Source organism: Alcaligenes sp. GW821-FHT11D07, assembly GCF_058808495.1.
On sequence record NZ_JBXART010000001.1, the window covers coordinates 763,509 to 778,278 of the forward strand.

8 protein-coding genes are annotated in these 14,770 nt (G+C 56.4%); 5 read left to right on the forward strand and 3 right to left on the reverse strand.

Annotated elements, in window-relative coordinates; all coding sequences use genetic code 11:
* The first annotated feature begins 335 nt into the window (after positions 1-335).
* The 5 genes from AC1RSM_RS03500 (at position 336) to AC1RSM_RS03520 (ending at position 11,078) form a co-directional block, all read left to right on the forward strand.
* Positions 336-6,245, forward strand: coding sequence for an alpha-2-macroglobulin family protein (locus AC1RSM_RS03500; protein ID WP_492929521.1), 5,910 nt, complete (start codon positions 336-338; stop codon positions 6,243-6,245).
* Positions 6,229-8,391, forward strand: a complete 2,163-nt coding sequence (pbpC, locus tag AC1RSM_RS03505) for a penicillin-binding protein 1C (RefSeq protein ID WP_492929523.1) — start codon at positions 6,229-6,231, stop codon at positions 8,389-8,391. The genes AC1RSM_RS03500 and pbpC overlap by 17 nt, the downstream gene beginning before the upstream one ends.
* A 74-nt stretch (positions 8,392-8,465) precedes the next feature.
* On the forward strand, positions 8,466-9,053 hold the full coding sequence (locus AC1RSM_RS03510) for a hypothetical protein (protein ID WP_492929525.1): 588 nt from the start codon (positions 8,466-8,468) through the stop codon (positions 9,051-9,053).
* A gap of 113 nt (positions 9,054-9,166) precedes the next feature.
* Complete coding sequence (locus AC1RSM_RS03515) at positions 9,167-9,622, forward strand: hypothetical protein (RefSeq protein WP_492929527.1); 456 nt, start codon at positions 9,167-9,169, stop codon at positions 9,620-9,622.
* Positions 9,623-9,782: 160 nt separating this feature from the next.
* Entirely contained in the window at positions 9,783-11,078 is a 1,296-nt protein-coding gene (locus tag AC1RSM_RS03520; protein ID WP_492929529.1) for an aspartate carbamoyltransferase, read from the forward strand.
* Positions 11,079-11,241: 163 nt separating this feature from the next.
* Here AC1RSM_RS03520 and AC1RSM_RS03525 read toward each other — a convergent pair whose 3' ends face one another.
* From AC1RSM_RS03525 to AC1RSM_RS03535, 3 genes are all read right to left on the reverse strand, one after another.
* Entirely contained in the window at positions 11,242-12,762 is a 1,521-nt protein-coding gene (locus AC1RSM_RS03525; protein ID WP_492929531.1) for a CoA-acylating methylmalonate-semialdehyde dehydrogenase, read from the reverse strand.
* A gap of 79 nt (positions 12,763-12,841) precedes the next feature.
* Entirely contained in the window at positions 12,842-14,410 is a 1,569-nt protein-coding gene (locus AC1RSM_RS03530; protein ID WP_492929533.1) for a sodium:solute symporter family transporter, read from the reverse strand.
* A complete protein-coding gene (locus AC1RSM_RS03535) occupies positions 14,407-14,760 on the reverse strand; it encodes a DUF485 domain-containing protein (RefSeq protein ID WP_492929535.1) in 354 nt (117 codons plus the stop codon). The genes AC1RSM_RS03530 and AC1RSM_RS03535 overlap by 4 nt, the downstream gene beginning before the upstream one ends.
* Positions 14,761-14,770: the final 10 nt, after the last annotated feature.

The following is a 14,770-nucleotide window of genomic DNA, read 5'->3' on the forward strand; positions in this document are numbered from 1 at the left end:
CCTGAAATCTAGGCGGGTTCACAGGTGCAAGCATTAACACATATGGGGAGTATGGGCGGGGTTTCCAGTTAATGCGGGGGGTGACTTTGTTTCTTATCGTAGTTTATGCCGTCTGTTTAGGTAAAAAAGGGAGGTATTGGTCGCATTTGAAATTTTTGCTTTCAAATGCCACGGGTGTCAGGAGAATAGACCGATCGGCTCCTTTAAATTCTGGTGTCTTTTTCTGTTGCACTTCAAGGCTTTTTTATCGCGCTATAGGGCTGAATAGACACGCTCAGACAGCCTGATTTCCATTAAACTGGCGCCGAAAATAGCATATCCATAGGGGAAGAATAATGCATCGCCAGGCTTTGCTGGGTTTGATGTTAGCGCTGGGTGTTAGTAGCGCCCAAGCCATTACTATTAGCAGTTTCTCGCCCCAAGGGGCGACCTCAGAATTGCGGGACGTGAAGGTCACCTTTGCCACTCCCGCCGTCCATTTCGGTGATTCACAACTGCCTGCGCCCGTGCAAGTGGAGTGTGACGATCCGGCCGTGATCGGCCAGGGCCGTTGGCTTGATAGCCGTCGTTGGATTTATGAGTTTGATGAGCGTCCCGGACCTGGCTTAAGTTGTACGGCCACGGTGTCCAAGAGCTTTCGTAGCATTAATAATGAAGCGATCAGCGGCCCGGCCCAATATCGCTTTAATTCCGGTGGTCCCATTTTGGACAGCAGCCGGCCTTACTACAACTCTATAGACGAAGATCAGGCCTTCCTGTTCAGCTTTAATGCGCCTGTTAATACCGCCTCTTTGGTCAAGAGCGGCTACTGCCGTGTAGAGGGTATTGGCGAGCGTATTGGACTGAAAGCCATCGAGGGCAAAGAGCGCGACGCTTTGATTCGCTCCGAGTTCTATGTTGATGAAATCGACGACCGTTACCAGGCCGTTCAGTGTGCACGTCCCTTGCCCAAAGAGGCCAGTGTGTCCGTGGTGCTGGAACCGGGCATCATGACAAAAATTGGTGATCGTAAAGGTGTGCCTAGCTCTGACCGCTATGCCTTTGACTTTACGGTGCGCCCTGACTTTACCGCCTCCCTGTCTTGCATGCGTGAACGTGCCGAAGCACCTTGCACGCCAGTGGGCCGTTTGGCGGTGAATTTTTCTGCTCCGGTCTCTTATGAGCAACTGCAGCAGATTCGCCTGGAGTCCGGCAAGCAAACCTGGGAGCCGGTGTCTGATAGCAATGAAGCTTGGCAGGACCGTGGTCCAGGTACCAGTGTCAGTTTCGAGGGCCCATTCCCTGAAAATGCACGCTTGACGGTTAAAACCGCTAAGGATTTGACCGACGACGCAGGTCGCCCGCTGACGAACCCACAGTTGTTCACCCAAGGTGTCAGCACGGGTAACTACCCGCCGCTGGTGAAGTTTGCGGTGGAGCCTTTCGGCATTGTCGAGCGCTTTGGTCATGCTGATCGCGATGGTTCGGACGACTCTGATCCGCCCGCCTTGGGCTTGAGCCTGCGCAACGTCGAAGCCAATCTGGTGACCGAGCAGATGCTGGTGTCGGCAGGGCAGGTGGGTGCGATGGCTGTGAAGGACGATGAAGAGGTCCTGGCCTGGTACGCCCGCATGCGCCAACTGAACTATTCCTGGATGATCAACGCTGATTCTTTGAAAAACATCATGGGTCGCGATTTCCGCGTGACGGCTCCGGTTGATGAGAACGGCATGCTGGATTTGCGCGGTCAGCCTCTGTTGGATGGCAAAGAAGTTAAAAAGCTGGATTTGCCGGGCATGGATCAAAAAGACGAGCGTCCTTTTGAACTGATTGGCGTCCCGCTGAAAGATCCAGGTTTCCACGTTCTGGAGGTGGCTTCGCCGCGCCTGGGCGCTTCCTTGCTGGAATCGGCTGGGACCATGTACGTGCGCAGCTCGGTGCTGGTGACCAACTTGGGCGTTCACATCAAGAAAGGTGGTGATGACCTTTTGGTGTGGGTAACGACGTTGGATGACGCCAAAGTGGTGCCTGATGCCCTGGTCCGTGTGCTGAACTGCCGCGGTGAGGAGCTGGTGGTAGGCAAGACCGATAAAGAGGGTAAGTTCTACCATCCACACCCTGTGTCGGCACCTGATTATTGTAATGAAACCCAGTTGGGCGGCTTGTTTGTCACAGCCCGGATTGACAAGAACAATCCTATGGCTCGCGGCAAGGATGAGTTCAGCTTTGCCTTGAGCGAGTGGAATTCGGGCATTGAGCCTTGGCGCTTTAATGTGCCTTACGCCTGGGGTGGTCGTGATGAGCCGGTTGCACACAGTGTGCTGGATCGCAACTTGTTCCGCGCTGGTGAAGTGGTGCACATGAAGCATTACTTGCGTGAACGCGTGCGTGAAGGCTTCCAAGCCCCTGACCGTTATCCATCAGAAATGGTGATCGAGCATGAGGGTAGCGGCAAGCGAATTGAACTGCCCTTGAAGTGGCAAAAGACGGCCGGTGGCAGCGTGTTCGCTTTGAGTGATTGGAAAATCCCTAAAGATGCCGAACTCGGTGTGTATCGCATGAGGACGGAAGGCGAAAACCAGTACTTCACTTTTGGTGATTTCCGCGTTGAGCAGTTCAAGCTGCCTGTGCTGGGTGGCAGCATCAAACTGGGTGACGGCCAGGATCGGCCATATCTGGTGAATCCTAAGTCCATGCAGGCCGATGTGCAGTTGCAGTACCTGTCTGGTGGTCCTGCTGATTTCCTGCCCGTTCAGTTGTCTGGCGTGTTGCGTACCCAGTCGCCATCCTTTAGCGCCTACGATGATTTCAGCTTTGCGCCTCCTCCTAAAGAGGACGAACCGGCTACATCGGAATCGCGGGTATTCCTGAACAAGAAGCGCTTCCAGCTGGATGCGCAAGGTGGCCTGCGTGCCGCGCTGGATGACTTGCCCGCTGTGGAGCAGCCCTCTGAGTTCTTGGTGGAAGCCACCTTTGCTGACCCCAATGGTGAAATTCAGACTCTGACGCAAACCGTGTCCGTTTGGCCTGCTGATGTCGTGGCTGGCTTGCGTGCCGGTAACTGGTTGACGGCAGGTTCGTCCACCACGTTGACAGCTATTGCCCTGAGCCCGGATGGCAAGCCGTTGAAAAACGTGCCTGTGCGTATCGAAGCGGCTAATGTGCAGCGCTTCTCGGTTCGCAAACGCATGGTGGGTGGCTTCTACAGCTACGACAACCAGGAACAGCGTGAAGACCTGGGCAAGATCTGCGAAGGTCGTAGCGATGAACAAGGTTTGTTGCAGTGTGATGTGACCCTGGAAAAAGGCGGTCAGGTCGAGCTGCGTGCAATCGCCCGTGATGGTGATGGCCGCGAATCTGTGACGGCCAGCAGCCTGTGGGTTAGTGGTTCGGGTTATCTGTGGTTCGGTGGCGAAAACGACGATCGTATCGACGTGATCCCTGCCAAGAAAACCTGGGCTCCCGGCGAAAAAGCCGAGTTCCAGGTGCGTATGCCTTTCCGTGAAGCCACCGCCTTGGTGTCGGTTGAGCGCGAAGGGGTGTTGCAAGCTCAAGTGGTGCAGTTGGAAGGGGACAACCCGACCGTCAGCGTGGAGATCAAGCCCGAGTGGGGCCCGAACGTCTATGTGTCCGTGCTGGTATTGCGTGGCCGCTTGCGTGAAGTGCCTTGGTACTCCTTCTTCAGTTGGGGTTGGAGCCAGCCTATGAATTGGTACAAGGCTTATTCGGAAGGCGGTGGTGAGTTTGTGGCACCGACAACAACCGTGGACTTGTCCAAGCCTAGCTACCGCTTTGGTCTGGCCGGTATTGAAGTGAGCAGCCAGCAAGAGGTGCTGGATGTGAAGGTGACCACAGACCGTAGCCAGTACGCGATTCGCGAACAGGCCAAGGTGGATATTCAAGTGCTGAAGTCCGATGGCACACCGGCTGCGGGTGCCTCTGTTGCTCTGGCCGCCGTGGATCAGGCCTTGCTGGAATTGAGCCCGAACAACAGCTGGAATTTGCTGGGAGCGATGCGTGCTCTGCGTGGTTATAACGTGCAGACCGCGACAGCCCAGTCCGAAATCGTCGGTCGTCGTCACTATGGTCGTAAAGCCGTAGCGGCAGGCGGTGGTGGTGGCAAGAGCCCAACGCGTGAGTTGTTGGATACCTTGTTGCTGTGGAAGGGTAACGTCGAACTGGATGGACAGGGCCGTGCAACGGTAACTGTGCCTTTGAACGACTCGCTGACTCAGTACCGCATCGTGGCCGTGGCTGATTTGGCGGGTGACCGCTTTGGTAGTGGATCGGCCCAGATCGTGACAACGCAGGATCTGCAAATCATCTCTGGTTTGCCTGCCATTGCCCGTGAGGGTGACGAGTACCAGGCTCAAGTGACGCTGCGTAACAGCAGCCCACGCAGCATGACGGTCAAGGTGAAAGCAGATTACAGCGGCAAGGGTCTGCCGTCCGCAGTGCTGCCTGAGCAGACGCTTGAATTGGCTTCGGGTTCGGCCAAAGTAGTGTCTTGGCCCATGACGGTGCCGGTATCCAGCGGTTCGGCGGATTCGCACCAAATGGAATGGACGGTAAGCGCCCAAGAAGTCCAGGAATCCGGCGCTGGCAAGAAGTCGGCCCGGGACAGCTTGGCTGTCAAACAGGAAGTCTTTACCGCCACCCCCGTAGCCGTGCAGCAAGCCACCTTGACCTCGGTCTCGGTGGATCAGGCCTTGAATATGTCGGTGCAAGTGCCGGCGGGGGCTCTGAAAGATGAGCAAGGCACGCTGCGGGGTGGTTTGCAGATGCTGTTCCGTTCCTCCTTGGGGGGTGGACTGGAAGGGGTACGAGCCTGGTTTGAGCGCTACCCTTACACCTGCTTTGAACAGCAAGCCTCGCGCTTTATGGGCCTGCGTTCACAAGACAGTTGGGCAAACCTGATGCAGCGCATGCCTTCTTATATGGATCAGAGCGGCTTGTTGCGTTACTTCCCAAGCAACTACGGCTCGGGTAGTCGAGTACTGACCAGCTATATCCTGGATATCAGCTACATCGCCGAATCGATGGGTTTGAATTACCCCATCCCTTCGGGCTATCGCAACGAAATGCTGCAGGGTCTGGAAAATGCGGTCAACGGTCGTTTGACGGACATGCGTACGGTATCGCGTCAAGAACGTGATATTGAAGTGATTCGTATGGTGGCTGTGCTGGCCAAATACGATCGTGCCCGCATCAATATGCTGGATTCGGTTGAAGTGAATCTGCAAAGCTGGCCTACCGAAATTCTGCTGGCTTGGGTGGACCTGACGCAGCGTCTGCCCGGTATCAAGCAGGCAGAGCAGACTCGCAAAGAGGCCCTGGGTCTGATCCAGGCTCGTTTGGTCAGCCGTGGCACACGTCTGGCCTTTGGCGAGGACTCCCTGAACGGCAGTCCGTGGGCGATGACCAGCCGAGTCACCAACCAGGCCCGTTTGATGCTGTTGGCCAACGCCATGCCGGAGTGGGCGGAGGATATGCCCCGTCTGGCACAAGGTCTGTTGGCTGAGCAGCAGCGTGGCGCATGGCGCATGACGACGGAAAACCTCTTCGGTAGCTTGGCGATTGAACTGTTCAGCCGCCATCACGAGCAGTCTCCAAGCGGTCAGTCCATGGTGATTCTGGGTTCAGAAAGTGCTCAGGTTGTGGACTGGGATATGCTCAGCCCCGATGGTCAGGGCCTGCGTTCCACCAAGATCGATGTGCCTTGGCGCGGCGATCAGGTGGATAACCTGAATGTCGAGCAAATGGGTGAAGGCAAGGCATGGGTGGAAGTGCGTTCGCTGGCTGCTGTGCCAGTGACCAAGGCCATCGCTGCCGGTTTGAGCGTGGAGCGACAGGTTCAGGCCGTCGAGCAAGCTAAACCCGGTATCTGGAGCCGCGGTGACATCATGCGCGTGACCTTGAAGATTAAGGCGCAAGGTCCGGCCAGCTGGGTGGTGGTGTCCGATCCGATTCCTGCCGGTGCCACGATTCTGGGCAGTGGCTTGGGACGTGATTCGGCCATGGCGACAGAAGGCGAGGAGCGTTCCGGTCATTGGGCCAGCTTCGTGGAACGCCGTTTTGATGGCTACCGTGCTTACTACGAGCGCTTTGAAGAAGGCACCACGGAAGTCAGCTACACAGTGCGTTTGAATACGGTGGGCCAGTTTGTCCTGCCAGCCACGCGCGCTGAAGCCTTGTATGAGCCCGATGTGTTCGCCCTCTGGCCTAACGAGCAAGTTCTGGAAGTTGTGGATGCACCAGCCAATTAAAGCAGGATTGCTGGTGTTGGGATTGGCCCTGTGGGCCAGTCCCGGGCAGGCCATGCCCAGCTATAAGGAAGTTCGGCAGTCCTATCGATCTTCCGATGTGCAGGTCCTGGATCGTCAGGGCCAGCTTGTTCAGCGCATCCGTCTGGATTTTCATCAACGACGGGGCGAGTGGGTGGCGCTGGAGCAGATTTCTCCAGCCCTGCAAATGGCGGTCTTGATGTCTGAAGACCGCCGCTTTGAATCCCACGGCGGGGTTGACTGGTTATCTGTTGGCTCTGCTGCTTGGGACGGGGTGTTTGCCGGTCGCAGTCGGGGCGCGTCCACCATTACCATGCAGTTGGCCGGTTTGATGGATCAAGACCTGGTTGGTGGTCGGGGTGGTCGCTCGGTCTGGCAAAAATTGGATCAAGTGGTTGCTGCGCAATCGCTGGAAGATAGCTGGACCAAACCGGAGATTCTGGAAGCTTATCTGAATCAGGTAGCCTTTCGTGGCGAGTTGGTCGGGGTGGATGCGATGGCACGCACCCTGTTCCAAAAGCAGGCCGTGGCGCTGGATGCGCGAGAGTCCGCCATTGCCGCTGTCTTGCTGCGTGGGCCCAATGCTTCTGCCTTGACGGTCGAGCGTCGCGCCTGTGTGACCTTGCAGGAAATGGGACACGGCCAGCAATGTAGGGAATTAAGTAATCTGGTGCCCGTGGCCTTGCGTCGTGCGGCTCAGCCCCCGTTGGGGCAGGCACAACTGGCGCCCCATTTCGCGCGCTGGGTATTAGAGAATAAGGCCGACGTAAAAGCCGGTGATTCGATTCGCACCACGCTGGATGCTCGACTGCAAAGTCAGGTGCAAGCCAGTATGCGACGACATCTGCTGGATTTGCGCACGGCGCGCGTGCAGGATGCCGCTGCCCTGGTGTTGGATAATCAGACCGGACAGGTGCTGGCCTATGTGGGCTCCAGTGGTGATTTGTCCGAGGCGGCAGAGGTGGACCACGTCCGTGCCTTGCGGCAGGCGGGCTCCACTCTTAAGCCGTTTCTGTATCAGTTGGCCATTGAAAAACGGATGCTGACCGCCGCCTCCTTGCTGCAGGATTCCCCTTTGAATCTGCCTACTGGCAATGGCCTGTATATTCCGCAAAATTACGACAAGCAGTTTGTGGGTTGGGTGAGCGCTCGCAATGCGCTGGCCTCGTCCTTGAACATTCCCGCCGTACGTGTCTTGACCTTATTGGGTCCCGCTGTTCTGGTAGAGCGGCTGCGTGAGCTGGGTTTGAATCTGCGTCAGGATGGTGATTTTTACGGCTTCAGTTTGGCCCTGGGCAGTGCCGATGTCACCTTGCTGGAATTGACGAATGCCTATCGTGCACTGGGTAATCTGGGTCGGGCCCAGGCCGTGCAGACGCGCATGGATCATCCAGCTGGGGCGTTTCGTCCGGTGATGGATGCAGGGGCTAGCTGGATTGTGGGCGATATGTTGTCGGACCGGCAGGCCCGTGTTTTGACCTTTGGTCTGGACAGTGCTTTGAGCACCCCATTTTGGAGTGCTGTTAAAACCGGGACCAGCAAAGACATGCGTGATAACTGGGCCTTGGGTTGGACCGAGCATTACACCGTGGGGGTGTGGGTCGGAAATAGTGCCGGGCAAAGTATGCAAGATGTATCCGGCGTCAGTGGCGCAGCGCCCATTTGGCATGAAGTGATGAGCGTATTGAGTCAGCGCCGGCCAGGACGTCAGACTGCCCGACCCGCCCTTGTTCATGCGCAGCAAATTGAGTTTGTGCCGGCCTTGGAGCCGAGCCGGGAAGAGTTCTTCCTGGACGGCACGCAGACAGAGCGCGTGGAACTGAGCGATGGCAATCAGGCTTACGCCGGGCCAGCGCGTATTCGCGAGCCCGTCAGTGGCACCATTCTGGCTTTAGACCCGGATATTCCACCGCAGAATCAGCAATTGCGTTTATGGGCGCAAGGGCAGCTCACTGAACCGTTGGTGTGGTGGGTGCAAGGTGTAGAAGCAGGTAAGGGGGCGCAGATACGGATACCTTTGGTACCCGGTAATTTGCGCATTGAATTGAAAACAGAACAAGGCCGCTTAATGGATCAGGTCAGCGTACAAATTAGAGGTGCGCAAATGACAAGCTTTAACAAAGATTAACCGCTTGCGCTTTTACATGACTGATACACTGCTAACCTTATTGATTCTTCGTAAAGAGAGGGGGGAACTTCACCATGATGACTTTACGCACACTCGCCCGAATTTTGGCTCCTGTTGGTCTGGTGGCCTTGGCTGCTTGTCAAACCGTTCAAGAAAAACCAAGCGATCAAGCTGGCACGTCCAGCAGCTCCACGACGCAAACTCCCTCCACCCCTGCAACAGCAGCGCAGCAGACTCCCGCTCAGCCGGGTGCTGAGCAAGAAGCCGCTCCCGTACAGATTTTCCTGGCAGATACCCAGGAACAAGCTGGTTGGGCACGCGTTGATGTGCAGCCCAATGGCGCTTTGTTTGTAAACCCACGTGCTGTTGTTGTACGTGAAGACTTGGTAGGCGTGCAGGCAGGCACCAATGACAGCAAAGAAGGTTTGCTGGCTTTGGATCTGACTCCTGAGGCCGCCCAGCGTTTGCTGCAGGTAACCACTCAGTTCCCCAAGAAGCGTCTGGCTCTGGTGGTGGGTGACACCATGTTGGCTGCCCCTGCTTATGGCGCGCCCGTTAAAGATGGTCGTTTGATTTTCATGGTCGGCACTGAAGCGAATGCTTTGGCTGCAGCCCGTGCGATTGCTGGTCCACAAGCCACACAGACCAACGGTAAGAAGTAAGCTCTGCTTGCTGGCTTAAAGGCTGGCCTGGTCCTGGGTTTCACACTGCCCGGCTTGTTGAAAAATGCGGTGGGCGCCAGCCCGCCGCTCTTGTTAATAACAGGAAAGTCGGTATGGTGACCCCGCCAGGCAGTCTTGCTTTTTATATCCTTTCTTTTCGGGTTCTGATCGGCTTGCATGGAGCCGCTCTTTTGCTTGTCATGCTGATGGGCAGCGGGGTGGTCGAATCCGTCTTCTTGCCGTCCTGGCTGCGACTGCCTTTGTTCGTCTTCATGCTGGGTCTGGTATCGGCCTTTCTGGCCTTGTGCTGGAGCCACTGGACGCTGGCTTGGCATAGCTCCAAAGTAGGGCGGCGCTGGGCCTGGATACCCGGTTTCTGTTCGGCCTTTTTCTTGGCCCTGAGTCTGGCGCTTTTCTTGATCGGTTTATGGGGTACCTTGGGTCTGGCTGATTTTGCCTATCAGCACAGCGAGTGGCTCAGTTCCGGCCCGCAAGATCCTGAAGGCTTTTCCTTCCCCAATAACGATCGCGCTGCACCCTTTAGCATGCCTTATCGGCAGCATCCTTAAACACGCTATGGCTCTGCCAGTGCCACTCCTGTCTGCCAGGATGTGGCCCTTCGTCTGGCTGTCGTTGTATTTTTTGCAATAGCCTGCATTCCCACTCGCTTTTTTGTCGTCTACGGTCTTAAAATGTGCGCATTGCGTATATTTCATAAGCGAGTGCGATATGGCCGTCTCCCAACAAGTTTTTTTGCGTGATGCAATGCGTCGCCTGAACCTGACTCGTGACGTTTTTGCGGCACGTATAGGGGTGAAGCGGCGTGCACTGGATACGTGGCTCTTGCCTGAAGGCTCTTTAGAGTCGCGGGCCATGCCTGAAGTGGTTCAGCGTTTCGTCACGGAAATCGTGGAAAACGAGGCTTTGTTGAGCAAGTATGCGCAAAGCGCACAGTCAGGCCCCTTGCGCGACCGGATTGCAACAGGCGGCAAGCATCAACTGTTGTCGGTAGATCAGTTCACCCGCGAGACGGTTGAAGAGCTGTGCAGTTTGGCCGATATCATGCAGCCTATCGCCCGTCGCCAAAAGGTGTCTCGCGTGCTGGAAGGTGCCGTTTTGGGTAACCTGTTTTTTGAAGCCTCTACCCGTACTCGTGTCAGTTTTGGCTCGGCCTTTTGCCGCTTGGGTGGCTCGGTATGTGACACCACCGGCTTCACTTTTTCGTCCATGGCCAAAGGCGAATCTATTTACGACACCAGCCGCGTTATGAGTGGTTACGTGGATGCGATGGTGATTCGTCACCCCGAGCAAGGCTCCGTCGCTGAATTTGCACGTGCCACCAATATCCCTGTTGTGAATGGCGGCGATGGCGCGGGTGAACACCCGAGTCAGGCCTTGCTGGATCTGTACACCATCAGCACCGAGTTTTCTCGCTTGGGCAAATTGCTGGACGGTGCGCATATCGCTCTGGTTGGTGACCTGAAATACGGCCGTACTGTGCATTCCCTGATCAAGCTGCTGGGCATGTACCGTGGCTTGAAATTCACCTTGATTGCGCCTCCCGGCCTGGAAATGCCTGAGCACATTGTGGAGCAGGTCGCCCGCCAAGGTAAGCATGTGATTGAGCAGACGACCTCTTTGGAAAAAGGTCTGCCCGGTGTGGACGTGATTTACGCCACGCGCGTACAAAAAGAACGTTTTGAAGAGGGCCAGGACGGCAGCTTTACGGCTGATTTCCAGGTGAACAAGGAAATCATTGATCGTTGCTGCGGTCCTGATGTGATTGTGATGCACCCGCTGCCACGTGATAGCCGCGAAGGCGCGCATGATTTGAGCGTGGACTTGAACCATGACCCTCGTCTGGCCATCTTCCGTCAGGCTGACAACGGCATTCCCGTACGGATGGCCATTTTTGCGGTGCTGTTAGGGGTGGAAACGCTGGTGCAACATTCCATGCGTGACGTGACCTGGAACCCGCCGTCGCACGTCGGGCCAGAAGATGCCGTTTTCCACGGCATGTATTAAGTCATTCGGCAGGCAGTAAAAAGCCGAGGCTCTGATTCAGAGCCTCGGCTTTTTTTATCGTCCCAAAAGGGTTCTCGTTCAGCAAGGGCGGCTTTATGTCGCCCCTACGTGCTGAACTGAACAAGCTAGAAGCCGCGTTCAGCTCGGCATGAAAACCCTGTTATTACTTGGACGTAGGCATGGCAAATTCTGCGCCTTTGGAGATGCTTTCAGGCCAGCGCTGCATGATGGATTTTTGGCGCGTGTAGAAACGCACGCCTTCTTCACCGTAGGCGTGCATATCGCCAAACAGGCTCTTCTTCCAGCCGCCAAAACCGTGCCAGGCCATAGGGACTGGAATAGGGACGTTGATACCGACCATACCCACATGGATGCGGCGGCCAAATTCACGGGCCACGTTACCGTCGCTGGTAAAGCAAGCCACGCCGTTACCGAACTGGTGCTTGTTGATCAGCTCGATGGCGCTGGCCAGATCCGGTACGCGTACGCAGGACAGCACAGGGCCAAAGATTTCTTCCTGGTACACGCTCATGTCGGGAGTGACGTGATCGAATAACGTCCCGCCCATCCAGAAGCCGTCCTCGCAACCTTCGCCGGCTTTAGCGCCGTCAAAGCTGCGACCGTCCACCAGCAGTTTGGCACCTTCCTGTACACCCTTGTCGATGCAGCCACTGATGCGTTCGCGTGCTTGTGGGGTCACGATGGGGCCCATTTCTGCCGCCGCATTGGTGCCGTTCAGAATCTTCAGGCTGCGAGTACGTTCTTCCAGCGCAGGCAGGACGCGCTCGGCGGAATCACCCACCAGCACCGCTACCGAGATGGCCATGCAACGCTCGCCAGCCGAGCCGTAGGCAGCGCCGATCAGGGCGTCCACGGTCAGGTCGATGTCGGCGTCCGGCATGACAACCAGATGGTTCTTCGCACCGCCCAGGGCTTGCACGCGCTTGCCACCGATTGCGCCCATTTCATAGATGCGGTTGGCAATCGGGGTGGAGCCCACAAAGGACACGGCTTGCACATCTTGGTGATTGACCAAAGCCTCAACAGCGTCTTTGTCGCCTTGCACCACGTTGAACACGCCATCGGGCAGGCCGGCTTTTTTCAGCAGCTCGGCAATGAACAGGCTGGGGCTGGGGTCGATAGGGCTGGGCTTGAGCACAAAAGTGTTGCCCGCCGCAATCGCCACAGGGAACATCCACATGGGCACCATGACCGGGAAGTTGAAAGGGGTGATACCAGCGACCACGCCCAGCGGCTGGCGCATGGTCCAGTTGTCGATATTGGTGCTGACCTGCTCAGTGAAATCACCTTTGAGCAACTGAGGAATGCCGCAGGCAAACTCCACAATTTCAATACCGCGGGTGACTTCACCCATTGCATCGGACAGAACCTTGCCATGCTCGGCGGTAATCATGGCTGCCAGCTTTTCCTTGTTCTCATTGAGCAAGGCCAAAAAGTTGAACAGCACGCGGGCGCGGCGTAGCGGTGGGGTGTCGGCCCAAGCGGGGAAAGCGGCTTGGGCACTGGCCACTGCGGCGTCAATATCTTCTTGGCTACCCAGTTTGACCTTGGCGCTGACCTGGCCGGTGGCCGGGTTGTACACCGGTTGCGTACGTGTACCGGCGCCAGCCTGCTGGCCACCTCCGATGTAGTGAGCGATTTCGGGGGTGTTTAACTCTGTCATGGTGATGCTCCTGCTGAGATGAATTAAAACAAGGGGCGGCAGTCCGATCGGGCTGGACTACCGCCAGAGTACCAAGTACTCAGTGAGAGACAGCCGCAATGCCAACGGCGGTTTCAGCCCGGACTTCCTGGGCGTCAAAACCGGCCCTGTCCTGGCTGGCCCGGCTGCTGCGGTCCAGTTTCGATACCAGATAAATCGTAATGAATGCCAAAGGCATGGAAATTAAGGTTGGGAAGTCGTAAGGGAATACGGCTTCGGAAAAGCCCAGAATGCGTACCCACACGGCTGGCGACAAAATCACCAGGCCCAGGGCCACCAGCAGACCGGCCATACCGCCATAGATAACGCCACGAGTGGTGATGTCACGGCAGTACATGGACATGAGCAGGACCGGGAAGTTGGCCGATGCGGCAATACTGAAGGCCAGGGCCACCAGGAATGCCACGTTCTGATCACGGAACAGCAAGCCCAAGAAGATAGCGACAAAACCAATGCCGATAGAGGCCAGACGGTTGACTCGCATCGCCTGCGAAGGTGTTACGTCGTCGCGGCGGATGACTTTGGCATACAAGTCGTGTGCGACAGCGGAGGCACCCGCCAAGGTCAAACCACTGACCACGGCCAGAATCGTGGCAAAGGAGACGGCAGCCAACAAGCCAAACAGGAGGTTGCCGCCCAAGGCCGTGGCCAAGTGCATGATAGGCATGTTAGAACCACCCAGCACCATACCGCCAACCTTGCCATCCACGTAGAACTCGGGGTAGTTGGGCAGGATCGCCATGGCACTCAAGCCCAGAAAGCAGATCACTACAAAGAACACGCCCATCAGACCGGTGGCCACAAATACCGATTTGCGAGCCGCGCGGGCATCGGGCACAGTGAAAAAGCGCATCATGATGTGGGGCAAACCGGCAATACCAAACACCAGTGACACGGCCAGAGACAGACCCGAGAAAGGATCGGCCATCAGCTTCCAGGGACCCTTCATGGCTTCGCCAGCCTGATGATGCTCGGCAGCAGCGTTGACCAGGGCAGAGAAGTCGAAGTTAAAGTAATACAGGGCCAAGCCTGCCATCAGAAAACCATTGCCCATCATCAAAATGGCCTTGATGATCTGTACCCAGGTAGTGGCCACCATACCGCCCACCACCACGTACACCATCATCAGCAAGCCCACAGCAATCACGGCGTAGCTGTAATCAATGCCAAACAGCAACTGTACCAACTGACCGGCACCTACCATTTGTACGATCAGGTAGAACAGCACCACGGTCAGCGAACTGATGGCGGTAAAGATGCGTGTGCTGCGTTCATCCAGGCGGTAAGAGACGATGTCGCTCAGGGTATAGCGTCCCAGATTGCGTAAGCGCTCGGCAATCAGGAACATGATGACCGGCCAGCCTATAAAGGCGCAGACGGCATACAGCAGCGAATCAAAGCCGTTAGTAAAGGCCAGGGAAGAAATCCCCAGCAAGGTGGCTGCCGACATATAGTCGCCCACAATGGCCAGGCCATTTTGGGTGCCGGTAATACCGCCCCCAGCCGTGTAAAAGTCCGAACTGGAGCGGGTGCGCGAGGAAGCCCAATAGGTAATGCCCAGGGTGACCAGGACAAAAGCGCCAAAGATCATGATGGCTTGTGTATTCATGCGCGCACCTTAGCCAGTACACGTTCGCACAGCGGATCAAAGCGGGTGTTGGCGACGTGGATATACACTCCGGTTAACAGCCAGGACACAAAAATCAGTCCTATTCCATACAACATGCCATTGGTAACAGCTCCTTTACTGTCCAAGGCATGGCTTAATGCACCCGGCCAAAAAATGGCCGTCACAATAAACAGGCTGGTCAGCCCCAGGCAGATGCCGGCGCAGGCAAATGCCAGGCGCCGACGCTGCGACTTGAGTTGCTCATATTCCTGTAGTCCAGACAGTGCCTGGCTTAACTCTTGATGCGACAGCATGGTTTTGTCTCCGTCTTTGTTGTGATTAATGCCCATGTCCGCATGG